Source organism: Pseudomonas sp. NFACC05-1, assembly GCF_900100135.1.
GTDB lineage: Bacteria > Pseudomonadota > Gammaproteobacteria > Pseudomonadales > Pseudomonadaceae > Aquipseudomonas > Aquipseudomonas fluorescens_Q.
This window is the reverse complement of sequence record NZ_FMTR01000008.1, coordinates 185,194-202,531: the sequence shown is the minus strand read 5'-3', so window position 1 is coordinate 202,531 and position 17,338 is coordinate 185,194. Positions and strand designations below refer to the sequence as shown.

Annotated in this window: 13 protein-coding genes and 1 pseudogene; 8 read left to right on the top strand and 6 right to left on the bottom strand. The window is 56.2% G+C overall.

Features of this window, described 5'->3' with window-relative positions:
- Positions 1-10 precede the first annotated feature (10 nt).
- The 6 genes and pseudogenes from BLO97_RS15120 to BLO97_RS15095 form a co-directional block, all read right to left on the bottom strand.
- Positions 11-2,797: a malto-oligosyltrehalose synthase gene (locus tag BLO97_RS15120; RefSeq protein ID WP_092346587.1), complete on the bottom strand. Its 2,787-nt coding sequence runs from the start codon at positions 2,795-2,797 to the stop codon at positions 11-13.
- On the bottom strand, positions 2,794-4,872 hold the full coding sequence (malQ, locus tag BLO97_RS15115) for a 4-alpha-glucanotransferase (protein ID WP_092346584.1): 2,079 nt from the start codon (positions 4,870-4,872) through the stop codon (positions 2,794-2,796). Before malQ ends, BLO97_RS15120 begins: the two co-directional genes overlap by 4 nt.
- Positions 4,869-6,671: a malto-oligosyltrehalose trehalohydrolase gene (gene treZ / locus BLO97_RS15110; protein WP_092224191.1), complete on the bottom strand. Its 1,803-nt coding sequence runs from the start codon at positions 6,669-6,671 to the stop codon at positions 4,869-4,871. Before treZ ends, malQ begins: the two co-directional genes overlap by 4 nt.
- Positions 6,672-6,678: 7 nt before the next feature.
- A complete protein-coding gene (gene glgA, locus BLO97_RS15105; protein WP_092143163.1) occupies positions 6,679-8,250 on the bottom strand; it encodes a glycogen synthase GlgA in 1,572 nt (523 codons plus the stop codon).
- A 629-nt stretch (positions 8,251-8,879) separates the two neighbouring features.
- On the bottom strand, positions 8,880-9,842 hold the full coding sequence (locus BLO97_RS15100; protein WP_092346580.1) for a D-2-hydroxyacid dehydrogenase family protein: 963 nt from the start codon (positions 9,840-9,842) through the stop codon (positions 8,880-8,882).
- An 11-nt stretch (positions 9,843-9,853) separates the two neighbouring features.
- Positions 9,854-10,126: pseudogene (locus tag BLO97_RS15095) on the bottom strand (alpha/beta fold hydrolase); the annotation flags it as partial.
- 86 nt (positions 10,127-10,212) lie between these two features.
- Here BLO97_RS15095 and BLO97_RS15090 point away from each other — a divergent pair.
- From BLO97_RS15090 to BLO97_RS15055, 8 genes are all read left to right on the top strand, one after another.
- Complete coding sequence (locus BLO97_RS15090; protein WP_175489849.1) at positions 10,213-11,826, top strand: recombinase family protein; 1,614 nt, start codon at positions 10,213-10,215, stop codon at positions 11,824-11,826.
- 706 nt (positions 11,827-12,532) lie between these two features.
- A complete protein-coding gene (locus tag BLO97_RS15085; protein ID WP_092346575.1) occupies positions 12,533-13,477 on the top strand; it encodes a hypothetical protein in 945 nt (314 codons plus the stop codon).
- A gap of 54 nt (positions 13,478-13,531) precedes the next feature.
- Positions 13,532-14,356 carry a hypothetical protein gene (locus BLO97_RS15080; RefSeq protein ID WP_092346572.1) on the top strand — a complete coding sequence of 275 codons (825 nt, stop codon included), beginning with the start codon at positions 13,532-13,534 and terminating at the stop codon, positions 14,354-14,356.
- A 9-nt stretch (positions 14,357-14,365) separates the two neighbouring features.
- Complete coding sequence (locus BLO97_RS15075; RefSeq protein ID WP_092346569.1) at positions 14,366-14,785, top strand: hypothetical protein; 420 nt, start codon at positions 14,366-14,368, stop codon at positions 14,783-14,785.
- A gap of 14 nt (positions 14,786-14,799) precedes the next feature.
- Entirely contained in the window at positions 14,800-15,228 is a 429-nt protein-coding gene (locus tag BLO97_RS15070) for a hypothetical protein (protein ID WP_092346566.1), read from the top strand.
- A 21-nt stretch (positions 15,229-15,249) separates the two neighbouring features.
- Complete coding sequence (locus BLO97_RS15065; protein ID WP_092346563.1) at positions 15,250-15,699, top strand: hypothetical protein; 450 nt, start codon at positions 15,250-15,252, stop codon at positions 15,697-15,699.
- Positions 15,696-15,995 (top strand): hypothetical protein, encoded by a 300-nt coding sequence (locus BLO97_RS15060; RefSeq protein WP_092346560.1) that lies wholly within the window; start codon positions 15,696-15,698, stop codon positions 15,993-15,995. Before BLO97_RS15065 ends, BLO97_RS15060 begins: the two co-directional genes overlap by 4 nt.
- 131 nt (positions 15,996-16,126) lie before the next feature.
- On the top strand, positions 16,127-16,864 hold the full coding sequence (locus BLO97_RS15055; protein ID WP_092346557.1) for a phage baseplate protein: 738 nt from the start codon (positions 16,127-16,129) through the stop codon (positions 16,862-16,864).
- Positions 16,865-17,338: the final 474 nt, after the last annotated feature.

Genomic DNA, 17,338 nt, shown 5'->3' with positions numbered 1-17,338 from the left:
CTGATTCAACTCAAGGTTGGATAAAGACATTGACCGGGAAATTCCCCAGAGCGGTGCTGATCAGCAGCTCCCTTTGGGGTGTGACTGTTGTGCTTGAAAAAAGTCCCTTCAGTTTTTCATCCCCGGCGGCGAACGGTAACGACACACGGGTATCGCCCCAATCCGACGCAGCCACCAGCGGCGTGGCACTGTTTTCCAGCAACGGCGCCGCATGGACAGGTACAACAATGATCGCCCGTTGTTGCGAGTCTTCACGCATGAAGGCCAATACTCGCTCCGCTTGCTCGCCGAGCACTTCCAGCGGCTGGTAGCGACCCTGGCGCCATAGCAGCGGATACTCGGCTCGCACGGCCAGTGTCCTGGCGATCAATGCCTGTTTGATCCGGCCGTCACGCCAATCGCGAATCAACGCGGCTGGCGTGCTGTCGGCCCCTAACGCCTCGCGGCGTGCCTGGAAATCCACCGGACGGCGGTTATCCGGGTCCACCAGGCTGAAATCCCAGAACTCGTTGCCTTGGTACAGGTCCGGTACGCCGGGTACGGTCATGCGCAGCAAAGTTTGCGCCAGACTGTTGAGGGCGCCCGCCGGGGCGATGGCCTGGACCGCCTCGGCGATGGCGCTGCGCAAGGGCAACCCCTCATCGCCCAGCAGTAACCGTTCGAGGAACATCTGGGTGGCTTGCTCATAAGCGTCGTTGACCGCCGCCCAGCTGCTTTGCAGCTTGGCTTCGCGCAGGGCCTTGCGTTGCCATTGCCACAGGCGCTCGTTGTAGGCGGCCAGGGCTTTGTGGTCCTGGAGGTCGAGGTCCAACGGCCAACTGCCGAGCAGGGCCTGGTACAGAATCAGTTCATCCCCGGCCGAGGGCGCCGCCGGGTCACTGTGCAGCGAAGGCGAGAGGATGCGCCATTGCTCCACGCAGGCGGTGTACCAATCGGCGCGTTCGCTGAGCACGGCCAGCCTGGCGCGGGTGTCTTCGCCGCGCTTGTGGTCGTGGGTGGCGGTGGTGATCAGGTTGTCGGGGAAATGTTCGAGTCGATCGAGGCAGGCGTGGTGGAACACCTGAGGCGGGGCGCTGAAGCGCTCGGTGTCATAGCCCACGTCATTGCGTGACAACAGCACCGCCGAGCGATAGAGGGCGGTGTCCTCCACCGCTTTGGCGGCGGCCGGCGAGGTCAGTTGCTGGAAACGCACGCAGGCATGGCGCAAGCGTTTACGCTGGTTGCCGCGCGGACGTTGCCGCCAGGGCATCCCACCGAGCCAGCCGGCCAGGCAATCGATCACCGGCCAGTCAGCTTCGCTCAGGGTTTGCCGGGCGCCTTCCAGGGCCTGGTTGAAGAACACCTCGTCTTCGGCCGAGCGCCCCAGGGGCGTGATGTAGGTGCGATACACCGGGAAATGCACGATCAGTTCCTGCAAGGCCCGCCGAATTGCGCCCAGGGTCAGGTCGCGGGTCATCACATCGTCACGGGCCACTTGCAGCAAGGCCTGGGCGACGCTTTCGAAGTCTCCGGCCAGGGAGCCATTGAGAATCTGCTGGCGGGCCAGGCGGGCTTCTTCGATGAAGTGCGCTGGCCGCTCACTGTTCCGGCTCCAGAATTCGGCGAGGGGGGCGGCACCGGCCGGGTCATGCTGCAGCAGCGAGACCTGGTTCATGAACTCGTAGCCGGTGCTTCCGTCGATGTTCCAGTCCTGCCGCAACGTCTCGCCATCGCCGAGGATCTTCTCGACGAAAATCGGCAGGTGCCGGGTCGGCGACAGCGAATCGACGCGCCTGCGCAATTTGCGGCAGTAACCGCGAGGGTCGGCAAGGCCGTCGATGTGATCGATCCGCAGGCCGTCCACCAGGCCTTCGCCGATCAATTGGAAAATCTTGGCATGGGTCGCCTCGAATACCGCCGGACGTTCGACCCGCAGCCCACCCAGCTCGTTGACATCGAAAAAGCGCCGCCAATTGATGTCGTCCGCCGCCGTGCGCCAGCTGGCGAGCCGGTAGCTCTGGCGCTCGAGCAGTTGGTGCAGACGCTCGAAGCCTTCGGGTTGAGTAGAGTCGTAGCCGTTCAGGTTGTCGTTGATGGCGGCGAGGATGCCCGCTTGCGCCGCCAGGTCCTGCAACTCTTTTTGCAACGGGCGGGCGAGGGTATGGGCATCGGTCTGGTAATTCAGCGTGGTGAAGCGCTCGGCCAGGGCCCTGAGCGATTCGGTTTGCTCGGCGGGCAAGGTTTCGCTGGGTTTGAGCAGTTCGCCGTAGTGCATCGGGCAAATCGGAAAGCGGTGTTCGTAGTGCTCGACATAGAAGCTGCCTTGGCTGGCATCGAAGTGCAGTTGCAAGGTGCCTTCCTGCAACGCCACACCGTAGTCGCTGCCCAAGAACGGCAGCAGCAATTGGCCTTCCATCAGTGGGTCGGGGGAATGCCACTGGATGTCGAAGAACTCACCGTAGGGGCTCAGGCGACCCCATTCCAGCAAGTCCAGCCACCAGGGGTTGTCGTTGCCGCCGACGGCCATGTGATTGGACACGATGTCGAGGATCAAGCCCATCCGATGCTCGCGCAAGGTCGCGACCAGGCGCTTGAGCGCGGCTTCGCCACCCAGTTCAGGGTTGACCAGGGTCGGGTCGACGACGTCGTAGCCGTGCATGGACCCGGCGCGCGCCTTGAGCAGCGGCGAGGCATACAGGTGGCTGATGCCCAGCGAGGCGAAGTACGGCACCTGGGGGATGGCGTCGTCCAGGGTAAAGCCTTTATGAAACTGCAGGCGCAATGTTGCCCGCAGGGGTTGGATCAACGTCTGTTTCATCGGTCACGCTCGTTCGCCTGAAGCCTGGCACAGGCGAGTATTTCCAGACGCCGGGCAGCGTCCGGGTGATCCAGCAACGCCTGGCTTTGCCCGGACAGGCGGCGACGCCAATTGGGGTGGGTGTCGATGGTGCCCGGCAGGTTGGCCTGCTCCTCGATCCCCAGGGCGTCTTCGAGCGGCAACAACACCAGCGGTGCGCGGGTGTGACCGAGGAAGCGCACGCTGGCATCGAGCACCTGGTCGGTCTCGCGGTGTTCTTCGCGAAAGTTCTGCGGGTCCTGGTTCAGCACGTGGCGCAGGCCTTCGCGTTCGCGCTCGCGGTGTTTGCGCCAGTCCATTTCGGTGTGGGAATCGATCAGGTCGAGCCGGGCGTTCCAGTCGATGTCGTGACCGTGCCACCAGCCATTGAGCGTCGGCAAGTCATGGGTGCTGGTGGTGGCCAGGGCATTGTCCGGCCAGTCGAGAATTGGCTTGAAGTGGGTGTTGTCCTGTTCGAACAACAGCACGCGCATGCCCAGGATCGAGCGGGCGCTGAGCTTGTCCCGCAGGCCATCGGGCACGGTACCGAGGTCTTCGCCGAGCACGATAGCCTGATGACGATGGGATTCCAGTGCCAATAGACGCAGCAGGTCGTCTACCGGGTAATACAGGTAGGCGCCATCGCAAGGTGGAGCGTCGTTAGGGATCACCCACAGTCGTTGCAAGCCCATGACATGATCGATGCGCAAGCCTCCGGCATGGGCAAGGTTGGCCCGCAGCATTTCAATGAAGGCGCGAAAGCCGTTGCGCACCAGGCCTTCCGGGGAAAACGCCGAGATGCCCCAACCTTGGCCGGAGCGGTTGAGAATGTCCGGCGGGGCGCCCACAGTCAGCGAGGCGAGCAGTTCGTTCTGCCGGCTCCAGGCCTGGCTGCCACCGCCATCGGCACCCACCGCCAGGTCGGCGATCAGACCGATGCCCATGCCGCTGGATCTGGCTGCGCTCTGGGCGCGCTCCAGGCAGCGGGCGATCAACCATTGGCAAAAAGCGTAGAAGCCGATCTCATCGGCATTTTCCTCGGCGAAATGGGCCAGGGCGGGGCTGCGCGGGTCGCGCCATTCTTCCGGCCAGTGGCGCCAGTCGAGGCTTTCCCCCCGGGCGGCGCGTTCGGCCTGCAAGGCCTCGAAGCGGCAATGGTTTTCCAGGGCTTCGCCGCTGGTGTGGCGGAAACTGCTGAAGTCCTCATGCAACGGATGCTCACCCTGGCTGAAACCGTCGTACAGGGCACGCAGGATTTTCTGTTTGGCCTGGGCGGCGACCGGCCAGTCGATCAGCGGCTGCTCTTCCAGGGTGCGCAGTTGATTGGTCAAGCCAGTGGCGTCGATGGCGGTGCGCAGCGCGCGTTCACCGAGGATGGTGCCCGGCGCGGCGTAAAGGCTGTTGAAAAACAGTCGGCTCGACGGTGAGTAGGGGCTGTAGCGCCCGGTGTCGCTGCTGAACATCGCGTGCATCGGGCTGATGGCAATGGCCTCGGCGCCGCGCTCGCCGGCCACCCGCGCCAGCTCCTCCAAGGCCTGGGTGTCACCGAAGCCACCGTCACCGGGGCGGCGCAGGGCATACAGTTGCGCGCTCAGGCCCCAGGCCCGGGGCGTCGGGTCGTCCACCGCATCGGCCACGCTGTAGCAGCGGGCCGGCGCGACGGCCAGGGTGAAATGCTGGTCCTGGATGCTGACATGCTGATAACCCACCGGGACCATCCCCGGCAGCTTGGCATCGGCATCGAGGTTCAAATTCAGTGTCGCACCCTCTTCGAGTTTGATTTCGCAGGGTGTCCCGGCCTCGAAGTAGCGGCTCAAGTCCAGGCTGACCCCGACGTCGGCGGTGATCAGCGGTGGCAATTGATGGTTCTGTTGAGCTTCCTGCAACTGCAGCAGGCTGGCGTCGATTTCCTGGGCGCTGCCGGCCGGATGGCCCAGGCCGCTGAGGATCGAACGCAAGACCGCCGGCGAGACTTTCTGGGCCCGGCCATTGGCATCGATCCAATCCACCGCCAGGCCCGCTCGGCTGGCGAGGATTTCCAGTTGCGCATCGCTCATAGGCGCTCTCCAGTGATGTTGGGCAAGGTTGTCGCCTGCGTCAGACTGACCAGCGCGCTGTAGGGCGCAAGGACGCCCTGTTGCAACAGACCCATGACCTGCTGCGGATGTTCGAAAAGAATGCGTGCCTCTTCCGGGGCATTGTGTTCGACGGGCTGGTCGCCGAGGTTGAAGTCGATGCGCAACACGCTGCCATCGCCCAACCGCCAGCGTGCGCTGATGGCGCCATGGCCCAGCACATCGGTCCCCAGGGCCTGGGCACCGGGCAGGCGCGGGACGATCTCTTCACGGCGGATTTTCAGCAGTTGCCGATACAGCGCCTCGTTGGCCTGTTGCTCCGGGCCTTGCGATTCCAGGCTTGGGCGTGACGCCTCGAAGGTGCTGGCGGCGTTGGGGTCGGGGATGCGTTCGCGCTTCTGTGGATCGGCAAAGGCGGTGAAGGCCTTGAACTCGTTGCGTCGGCCTTCGCGCACCCGCTCTGCCAGCTCGCCGTGGTGGCTGGTAAAGAACAAGAACGGTTGTTCGGCCGCCACCTCGTCGCCCATGAACAGCAGCGGGATCATCGGTGATAACAGCAACAAGACTGTCGCTGCTTGCAGGGCCTGGGGCGCGGCGAGCTGATGCAGGCGTTCGCCCAGGGCACGGTTGCCGATCTGGTCATGGTTCTGCAGGAACAGCACGAACGCGCTCGGCGGCAGGTGGCCGCTGGGCTCGCCCCGGGCTTCGCCATGGCGATTGAGATGGCCTTGGAAGACGAAGCCCTGGCTCAGGCAACGTGCCAGTTGTTCGGTCGGCTGCTCGGCATAGTCGGCGTAGTAGGCGTCGGTCTCACCAGTCAGCAGCACGTGCAGGGCATTGTGTCCGTCGTCGTTCCACTGGGCGTCGTAGACATGCTCCAGCAGGTGGGCCTGGTTGTGTTCGTTTTCCACGGTCAGCCAGACATGCCGGATCGGGTCCACCTGCTCGCGCACCCGGGTCGCCAGTTCCTGGAGAAAGTCCGGGTCTTCAATGGCGTGTATCGCGTCCAGGCGCAGGCCGTCGAAACGGTACTCCAGCAGCCACATGAGCGCATTGTCGATAAAGAAGTCCCGCACTTCGCGGCGGCGGAAATCAATCGCCGCGCCCCAGGGCGTGTGCTTGTCTTCACGGAAGAAGCCCTTGGCATAGCGGTGCAGGTAGTTGCCGTCGGGGCCGAAGTGGTTGTAGACCACATCCAGGATGACGGACAGCCCATGGCCGTGGGCGCTGTCGATCAGGTGCTTGAGCTGTTCGGGCGTGCCGTAGGAGGCCTGGGGCGCGTAGGGCAGGACGCCGTCGTAGCCCCAGTTGCGATCACCGGGAAACTGCGCCAACGGCATCAGCTCGATGGCGGTGATGCCCAGCCCGGCCAGGCGTGCCAGATGCTGTTCGACGCCGTCGAAACCACCCAGGGCGCCCACGTGCAATTCGTAGATGACGGCTTCGTGCCAGGGGCGACCGGACCATTGGGTGTGTCGCCATGAGTAGGCATGCGGGTCGACCACCACGCTGTGGCGGTCGATGTCGCCGGCCTGGGCGCGCGAGGCCGGGTCCGGCACCTCCAGCTCGCCATCGATGTTGTAGCGGTAGCGGGTGCCGGCGGGGCAACGGGTCTGGATCATGAACCAGCCGTCGGCTTGGGGCAGTAGCGGTATTGAATCTCCAGTGTCGAGCTCGACACTGACAAAAAATGCATCCGGGGCCCAGAGGGCGAAGCGGGTGTGCTCTTCATCCAGCATGACCGCCCCGTGGGTCCATGTCTCAGGCGTCCTTGACGTCATTGTTACCTCATTGTCTGGCCGATTTTCCCAGTGACTTAGCCACCAGCTGTTCGTAGAGTTCGGCATAGGGTTCCACGGCCTTGCACCAGTTGAACGGCGCCGACATGGCCCGGCAGCGCATGGCGTTGAGCAGGTCGGGGAACTCGAAGACCTTGAAGGCCCGGCTCAAGGCCTGTTTGTAGCTTTCCGCGGTGGACTCATCGAACAGGAAACCGGTGATGCCATCTTCGATGGTGTCCGCCAACCCTCCGGTATTGCGCGCCACCGGCAGCGAGCCGAAGCGCTGGGCGTACATCTGGCTCAAGCCGCAGGGCTCGTAGCGCGACGGCATGAGCAGGAAGTCGCTGCCGGCGAACATCCGCCGTGCATCGGTTTCGTTGAAGCCGATACGCACACCGATGCGTCCGGGGAAACGCAGTGCCAGTTCACGCATGGCCTGTTCTTCCTCCGGTTCGCCACGGCCGATGATGGCGATCTGGCCGCCGGACTCGACGATGAACTCGGCGACCGCTTCGGTCAGGTCCAGGCCTTTCTGGTAGACCAGGCGCGAAACCACGGCGAACAGCGGGCCAGTGGAGTCGTCGAGGCCAAAGAGTTCGCGCACATGGGAGGCATTGACCGCCTTGCCTTCCCAGTCGCCCATGGCGAACTGACGGAACAGGTGGGTGTCGGTGGCCGAGTCCCAGCTTTCATCGATACCGTTGGGAATGCCGCTGAGCAAGCCTTGTTGGGTCTTGGCAGCGAGGAAGCCGTCGAGCCCGCAGCCAAACGCCGGAGTGGTGATCTCCTGGGCGTAGGTGGCACTGACGGTGGTGATATGGCTGGAGTACGCCATCCCGGCCTTGAGAAACGACAGTTTGCCGTAGAACTCCATGCCTTCCTGTTGCAGGGCGTGCTCGGGGATGCCCAGTTCCGGGCAGGACGCCAGGCTGACCACGCCCTGGTAGGCCAGGTTGTGAATGGTAAACAGGGTCGGGGTGCGTTGCCCGCGCCAGTGCATATAGGCCGGCGCCAGCCCGGCTGGCCAGTCGTGGGCGTGGACCAGGTCCGGGCACCAATGGATCTGCGCGAGGTTGGCGGCGATGTCGGCCGCGGCCAGGCCCAGGCGAGCGAAGCGAATGTGGTTGTCGGGCCAGTCGCGACCGTTGTTGGCTCCGTAGGGGGAGCCTTCGCGGGCAAAGAGTTCCGGGCAGATCAGGACGTAGATCACCAGGCCGTCGGCCATGTCCATGCGCCCGATCTTGCAGGGCGGCAGTGCTGCGTGACCGCCCAGTTCGCCGATGATGTGGATCGGATTGCCGCTGTTCATCACTTGCGGATAACCGGGGATCAGCACCCGGACATCATGCAGCCCGGCCATGGCCCGGGGCAGTGCGGAGGAGACGTCGCCCAGGCCGCCGGTCTTTACCAGGTCGGCGATTTCCGAGGTAACGAATAATACTTTCTTGCGGTTGGGATTCTGTCGAACGACGGGGAGCAGTGCCTTGCCGCCGGTGGCCAGCACCGGTGCCGTTGGCGATTCGGCCGCGGGCGGTAGTTGAGAACGAACTTGTTGTGGTTCCAAGGCAGCACTGATCATAAATATCTCCCATTTTCTCGATCTGTTTCCGGCAAGCGCCAGAGCTGTTGTTTCATTGGCCAAATCCTGCGGCCAGGCGCACAAGCGCTACGCAAGGAAAGCGAACGGCTACCCAATGCGGCGAAGCGAATCAGCTGAAGGAGCTGTTGCAATGACTAGTGCAAGGACTGCACCAGTCGCGGTTGCCCTACCTCTAACCTGACCTGTCGCCGTTGCGAAAAGTTTCGACTTTTTTTCGTCTGGATGACCGGTTGGTTTTCCCCCCGGTTAGGCAGTCTAGGTCAGAACGTAGAGCGGTGCGGCTCGGTTCGTCGCATTGTCCGACAATCACGGTTTTTGTCGGCAATCTCTTACATGACAAAGGGGGATACGCACCGACGAAGTGCAGTTTTCTGAAACCAGAGGGGTGTATGGGAACGGCGTTGTTTCATCGGCGTGCGCGATGGAATGGCGGGGTGCACCATTGGAGGGCGGGTGGTATAGAGGCGTTTTAATGGCCAATAAAACACAATGTCTCCTGTGGGAGCGAGCTCGCGATAGCAGTGTGCCAGTCACCGAACTTGCAACTGATCCGCCGCTATCGCGAGCAAGCTCGCTCCCACAAGGGAAGGTGTGTTGATGCTCTAGGTTCAGCCTGCTGGCGTCAGTAACCGGATCGGCTGGCCCGCCGCCCAGGCCAGCAGGTCTTCGATCATCAGCGAATAGAACCGCTGGTAATTCTGTCGGCTGACATAGCCCACATGCGGCGTGGCCAGTACGTTATCCAGGGTTCGGAACGGATGGGCGGCGGGCAAAGGTTCCTGGGCGAATACGTCCAGGGCGGCGCCGGCCAGGCGCTTGTGCTGCAGCGCGTTGATCAGGGCGGTTTCATCGACGATCGGCCCGCGGGAAGTATTGACCAGCAGCGCCTCGGGTTTCATCCAGGCCAGGGCCTGGGCATCCACCAGGCCGCGGGTGCGTTCGCCGAGCACCAGGTGGATCGAAAGAATATCGGCCTGCTCGAACAATGCCTGTTTGCTCACATACGTCACGCCCACTTCGGCGGCGCGCTCGGCGCTGAGGTTCTGGCTCCAGGCGATGACCCGCATGCCAAACACCTGGCCAAACTGCGCCACCCGCGTACCGATGCTGCCCAGGCCGAGGATCGCCAGCGTCTTGCCGTGCAGGTCGCCGCCCAAGCCTTGCTGCCACAGGCCGGCGCGCAGGGCGTTGGCTTCCTGCATCAGGTTGCGGGTCAGGGCCATGATCAGCGCCCAGGTCAATTCAGGCGTGGCGTGCTTGTAGCTGTCGGTGCCGCATACCTGGATACCCAGCTCAGCGGCAGCCTTCAGGTCCAGGGCGGCATTGCGCATGCCGCCCGTGAGCAACAGCTTCAGATTGGGCAAGCGACGCAGCAGGCCTTCGTCGAACAATGTGCGTTCACGCATCACGCAGATCACCTCGAAGCGCTGCAAGCGCTCGGCGAGGGTATCGCGGTCAGCGGGATAGTCATGGAGAAACGTCACCTGGCCGACGCTGTCCAGCACCGACCAGTCCACGACGTCACGTGCCACATCTTGCCAATCGTCGATGATTGCTATTTGCACCGCCATGGAACACCTCGTCAGGGAATGGGTTTGTCCAGCCAGCTCAACAGGGCCTTGTGGAACCGATCCGGCTCCTCCATCTGCGGGGCATGCCCCAGATTGGGGAACTCCACCAGCGTCGAGCTGGGAATCAGCCGGGCGGCTTGCTTGCCCAATACCTCGTAGTGGCCCAGCTTGGCCTTGACCGCCGGCGGCGCGATATCGCTGCCGATGGCGGTGGTGTCCGAGGTGCCGATCAGCAGCAGGGTGGGTACCGTCAAGTCCTTGAACTCGTAATAGACCGGTTGGGTACAGTAGTTTGCAGTGTGGGGATCTACTTAACACCTGTGTAGAATGGCCCCAGCGGCCCCAAGCCCCAGCAAATACGGTGGTGAAATTGAATAACGCATATTCCTACATCCGCTTCAGTACCGGCAAGCAGCAGAAGGGTAGCAGCCTGGAGCGTCAACAAGCCATGCTAGACCGCTGGGCCGACGCCAACCCTACATTCACCTTAAACCGTGAGCTGTCGTTTAAAGACTTGGGCATCTCTGGCCGTAGCGGGAGACACCTCAAGAGCGGTTTCGGCAAACTCCTTGAGGCAATCGAGAAGGGTGCCATTGGCGCTGGCGACGTTGTGTTGGTCGAAGCTATTGACCGTGCAGGACGTATGGAGCCGGGCATCATGTCGGGGATTCTGATCGACATATTAAATGCTGGAGTGTCACTTGTGACGCTTGATGACAATCAGGTGTACACACAGGAGTCCTTAAGGGGCGGTAGCTTCTACATTCTTGTTGGTAAGGTGCAAGCAGCCTTCAACTACTCAGAAAGCCTCAGTGTCCGTATGAAGGCCAGTTACAAAAGTCGTAATGCTCTTGCAGTGGCTGGAGTCACACCAAAGCGTCACACACCTGTATGGCTTGAGTCAGATGGCACGCTTAGAGAAGGCATTGCACCATTCATAAAACAGGCATTTGAAGACTATGCAGCAGGACTGGGAGAACGTCGAGTATATGAACGTATAATGGAGAAAGTGAACACCCTTCCTAATGATGAGAAGAGTGATAAAGTTCGTGCATGTTTTGTAAGGATGGCACCTAGCACTGTCAAGCGATGGATGACAAATCGCACTGTGCTAGGTGAATGGCAAGGTGTACCAAATGTGTATCCGAAAGTCGTAGAACCTGAGTTGTTCTATCGTGTGCAGAAACGTAAGGAAGAGAAATTCTCCCCAAGGGGAGTTCCAACCAAACACAAATACACAGGGTTGGTTGTTTGTGGTGAGTGTGGGAAGAACTTCAACACAAAGAGTTACAGTAAAAGGATAAAGGGAGCTATCCCGCCTCCTGTAATGGAATGTTCAAGCCGTGCCCGTAGAGGCTCCACAGCATGCTCTAACAGCAAAGGCATTCCAGAGAGTGTCATTGCTTATGTGTTTAATTTATCGTGCTGGAAACACATCAAGGACGCCTTAGAGGGGCAGATACTGACAGAGAGTCAGAAGCGTGAAGTTGTGATTGATGGTGAGCTAAGAGATTTGAGTGTGAGGATTACCAAAGTGGCTAGGGCTGTCGCTGAGGTTGAGGATGTAGAAGAGTTGATTGTGTCGTTGAACGAGTTGAAAGCCCAACGCCGTGCCTTGGAATCTGAGAAGCAATCATTGCAACATGGCAATGTTACTGTTAGGGATCAGATAACCAACATGACAGGGATTATGGAAGATCCACTTAAGGTAAACGCTCTGCTTCAGTCAGTTGGTTATAAGATAGTCTGCAATGTGAATAGAATGATCGACACGCCAGTTGGGATATTCGTCTATCAAGGTTGGGGACGAGCTGAGGACGTACACAAGGTTGTTAACCCTCAAGGCCAGATGATGAAGTTGCCAGTTGTCAGGCAGCAGCCCAGGAAGGCAGCAGCCAAGGAGGGTAAAACAATTGACATTATGTCTGGGCTTTCTGGAAAGCTTGAAAGGGTGAAGTTGGTAAACGTTAACATACGCCTTTAACCTCATGTGGGGCTCTATGGAAGCTTCTGTGAGGATATTGATATGTCTCCCTCCGATACAGCTTTAGACGCCTTGTACGTCATCTCAAGTGCCTTCAGGGTTGCCCACATAACACCCACACATTTCTGTGGAATCTTCTACAGTATAGACGATTGACAGATTGAGACTGTGTGTTACTATGTAACAATGAGCTATGCAACATATTGCCCTCCTTGTCTTTGTTGTGTGGCTCATACAGTTTCCTAGTGATTCATTGATAGTGGTTCCACTAACTCCCTTACATGTAATGTGTCCGGGAGTTTTTTTTTGCCAATTTGTCAACCGTTTGTCAAATATTAGTGGCATTATGTTATAACATGTGGTACTATAATAGTGGTTGTTAGGAAAGAGAGTTCTCTGTTGATTGTATGTGTACTGGGCTTGGTACGTTTGAGAGGGGCCACCATCGTGTGGCCTTTTTCATGTCCGCTCTTCCGTACAGTTTCCATAAGTGTCACAAACCCCCATAACCGAGTTCATCAGCCTTAAAGAAGGTAGGTATAAAACATGATCATTACACAACGAGTATGTCAGCACTGTGGCTGCAAAATGCCCTGCAAGACGATTCGCAAACAATTCTGCAAAGCCCAGTGCAGAACCAACCATCACAAGCAAAACGCTTTCACAGTAGCTGTGAGGATGTTTGCTACACATAGAGGATACAGATATGGCCCTACAGGTTTCGACGATTAACGAATACACAAAGTATGACAGGCAATACAAAATCACGATTGGTGATTACGTCAACGGTGACGGTATTGAACTGATTAGCACAGAAGTTGATGCCCCCCTTCAGATTACGTTTAACATTGAGAAGACAGCAGACACCAAACACAAAAATGGAAACTCAGGTTCCATAGAAATCTACAACCTGAACCCTGAGCAAGAATTGCTTATGGACAGGAAAGACATCGAAGTTTCTCTTTATGTCGGATACAAAAATAAAGATGGTTTGAAGCTCCTTGCTTCTGGAAACATGACCAAAGGTAAGACGGTTAAGTATGGCACAGACACTATTTCTGTTATTGAGCTTGGCGAGGGTTATGTTGAGTTAACGCAAAGCCGCCTAAGCCGTATTCTTTCCCCCGGCCAGAAAGTAGGGGATGTCATTGAAGTCATTAGAGAGTCTATGCCGGGTGTAGCCCGTGGCTCTATCGTTGGAACAAACCTGAATAGCCCGATCCTAGGCAGCTACCGATTGAGTGCTACAGCCAAAGAAGAGCTAGACAAACTCACCAAAGCATATGGCTTTCAATACCATATCACCAATGGCGTGTTGAACGTTACAGACGTCAACGGTCCTAACTCTAGAAATATTGTCGATGTTCCTGTGATCAATGAAGATACAGGCATGATTGATGAGCCATTTCACACAACTGAATACTTGAAACTTCCTAAGGGCGATAAGCGTGCACGTTATGGCGTGCAAGTGATTACTGCCCTGGACGCTAATATTGTTCCTAGTTCTGTTGTGAAGATTGAGTCTGCCAAGATCACAGGTTATTACCGTGTGAACACTGCTCGTTATACAGGTGATTTCCGTGGTAATGACTGGCAGGTTGAAATTCAGTGCTCTGAAATGACGCCTGAAGATATCGACGTTCTAGAGTAAGAAACATCCCCTACGTGCAAGCCCGCACACACTGTCCAATAAGGAAACACATTCATGGCAATCAAGACCAAGAAACTAACCATTGAGGGTGAGCAATACCTCATCACGCAACATCCAGCCACTGAAGGCTGTCTGCTTATCGAGAAGTACCATAACGCTGTACGTGCATTCATTCTTAACCAAGAAACAGCTCTATGGGAAAACAAAGAACTGTTCCCACTGATTCCAGTTCAGGCCGTATTTGTTGACGGCCGTATGTTGGCTGTATTGATGTTCTTTGACAAACTCGCAAACCCTGACGTTCCATACGAGATGTATAAGCAACCTAATCAACCATCTGAAAAACTCTCGCTTAAGGAACTCCTTGAGGGTAAGACACTTGAAGAGCGACCGCCAGTAGAGCGTATTCGAACCCCGATGAGCTATCTGATCAACTACGGTGCAACCATAGAGCAGGATATGTCTCTGGATTACGCTGAAGCGCTGGATATGTTCCTGAAGTATGTCACGTTTGATGGCGTTCCACTGGATTATGACTCGCTGTCGTACACCACTATCCATGCATTGCTTGTTGAGGTGATCAACTTCAACTTCCTGAACGTTTGGACTAAGAAGCGCTGGAGTTTACCAGAGGGTTACAGTGCTGGTGGTGTTCAGGCCCCAAGAAGCCTAGAGCGAGTATCAGAGAACTTTGGTCAAAGCAACATCATTTACACCATCCTCAAGAGTGAGCTTGATCTAGCAAGCCTCTCTGACTTGGCACTTCACATGAGTGTTGAAGATGCGTATGACGCTAATGAAGCTGCACACCGTGATTATTACGAGCGTGCAGAAATGCAGAAAGAAGCAGAGCGTCAGGCCAAGAACAACCAACAGTAAGGGGGCCGTATGGCTGAGACAGTTAAAGAGAAGCTGAAAAGACTTCGAAAACATATTGATGTATTAGAGAGCACGGAACAGCACCAAGCCTGTTACATGCTGACAGGTCGTGTTGACCTTAACCGTTTAGGTCGTCACTTCAACATGATGCTTAAGCGTAGATACCCTGATGTAGTAGGCACACGTCACCATTTCTTTTGGTTCAAGACTAATGAAGGTGTGGTTGTGTCGTATACAGGCAACATGTTTTTGCTAGGGGCTGTAGATGAGTTTATTGAAAAGGCTGTTGCTATCGGGATTGCTGGTGCAGCAGAAGAACTTTACTACGGACGTAGCAAGGACAGTTTTATGGCTGCTGTTATGAAGCAGCTTTCACAATTCAAAACCAACTCCAGTGGTCGTTCCTTTGGGGGCGCCCAACTGGGTTAAACAAGGAACAATCTATGGACAAGGGAATTCTAGGGAAACCCGTCACAAGGCTACAAGGCATCATCACTGTATTTCTACTCACCTGCTTCATTGCATTCACGCCCATCATAGTCTTTGGCAGACTTGATGAGTATGAATGGCGTAATGGCTTTCATCAGAAAGATATTGTAGAGAAGAGGGTGCTTAAGGTTGAGAATAAAGTGTCTGAACTTGAATATCGTGTGCAGGATGCTGAAGTTAATATCACCACACAGATAGCTCTAGTTGATGCAGCTACAAATAGGCTGGAGGGCGCCATGTATGACGCTGATTCTAACTCAATGCGTAGGCTGACAAGGCTTCAGTTGAAAGAAGCTGAAGAAAGGGTATTCAAAGGCATGAGCATTAAACAAGACGCAAGCCCGACAATCACCGTTAACCCAATCATCAATGGGAACAACTAATGAACACAACAAGGAACATCCATGATTACAACAAAACTAGACATGAAAGGGCTAGCCAATCTTGCTAAGAGAATGCAGACGCTTCAAAAGACTAAAACACAAGTAGGATTTTTTGAAGACTCTGTGTATGAAGATGGTATGCCAGTAGCTACGGTTGCTGCATACAACGAGTTTGGTACACGCTTTCACCCTGAACGCCCCTTCATGCAAGAAACCCTGCAAGACAAACTGACTATCAAGAAGATTATCAGTGTGCTGAAACTTGCTGCACAGGCTTCCATTCAAGGCAAAGGTAGAGCAAGAGCCATTATGGCAACTCTTGGCCGTATAGTTGCTGAAGAAATCAAGATCACGATTGCCAACTACCCAGGACACAACAGCCCAAGAACTATTGCAGAGAAAGGCTTTGACCGCCCTCTGTACGATACAGGCAAGATGCTGGAGAGCGTTAAGTTTAAGGTGGCTGTATGACGGACACTGTTAACGCCCAAGCTGACATTCAAGAATACACCCCGCCAAGCTTCTCAGAAGAGCTTCTAAGCCTTATGGCGAAGCACGCCAGTACATTGACCCTCCCAGCAAGAGAAAGAGCCGCTAAGGCGTTCCTACGCTCTCTGGAGTGGATGCGGGACAATCCCCATGCATGGGAAATCAAACATATACAGCCAATCACCTACATCAACGAATTGGACAAGCCTCAAAAGCTGATCGTTCGTGGAAGAGTGGTTGATGTCTATAAGGCTGTCACTCTGACAGGCACTAACTAATCTGCAAGCCCCTATGAGGCCGCTAGAGCCTCGCTAAGCAATATACCAACCCAACCCCACACACAAGCTTACTAACACGACTCCTGCGAGCTTGTGGGGGCTACTACATTCGCATATAAGGAACAATACAAATGGCTGACCAAACATCCGGCTTTTTCATTACGCGTAACGGAGGGGACGTATTGTGGTTCGACGCAATCACAGCCCTATCTGAGCAATATAGTGCCAGCGTCACCAAGCACCCGATGTCTAATGGTGCAAGTTACACCGATCATACGACAGTTGATAATCTGAAGTTTTCTGTGAGTGGCATTCTCTCTGACGCTGACTTCAACACCTCTCGACCATTCATGAATATTGGCGACGTCAATACGACTAAGCAGTTCACAAACAACACGCGGGTTGTCTATCCTGTCGAGATTACTAGCAAGAGCAGCATTAATAAGCTACTGCCTGAAGTGATTGCACAGTTTACAAAAGATACGATACCAGATGCGTATGTCACGCCACAGCCGAAGGTTAAGCTTGCTGTGGCTGTCAAGGCTGACCTAATCACCATGATCAACAACAGAGAGGTTTTCGCCTTTGTTGAGTATGTCGGTGACACCATCGTCAGGTCTTACCCTAATTGCATCTTGACGAGCTTAAACTTTACAGAGGATACGAACAGTGGAGAGGGGCTTTTCCCTGTCATGCAGTTTGAACAAGTGCGCTTTACTCAAGTGAAGACTATCAAGGTGAAAATCAACAAAGGTCGTAAGACCGGAACTAGTAAGAAAGTCCCAACTGAGAAATCTCCTGCAAACGCTCCGTCTAGTTACACTGAGAAGAGTTCTTACGACTACCAAGGGAAGAAGAGCCAGGGGTGACAGATGTTTGCGATGTAAGGCTGCCCCTGTCCGACAGGACAGAGTAGTAACCAATACACACACAACATAGTAACAAGAAACTAGATCAAGTAGTCAGCGTAGACCGTAGGTCTGAATAAACATCTCTACAGGCGTTGCCTGTGTCTTGCACCAACCAGAAGATCAAGAGCGGTCAGCTCTTATGTGGTTGTTGTACTGTTATTTGATTTGTATGGTAACAACCTTCAAGTGGTGTCCCATCTCAAGTGTGAGCGTAGACCGTAGGTCTGAGGGTTGCACATCCCAGGGCGAATAGCCCTGAGAGTTCGCACACATCAAGTGTGAAAGCTTCAAGGTTGTCCCTCTTCAAGTGTACCAACATACAAACCAAACATAGAAAACCTAAGATATCAGGTAGGTGCAAAACGAGTCGGTACGACTCAGGGTGACAGCCCGGTCTGTAAGACCAAGTGTAGATCCCTTTGAAGATTCTTT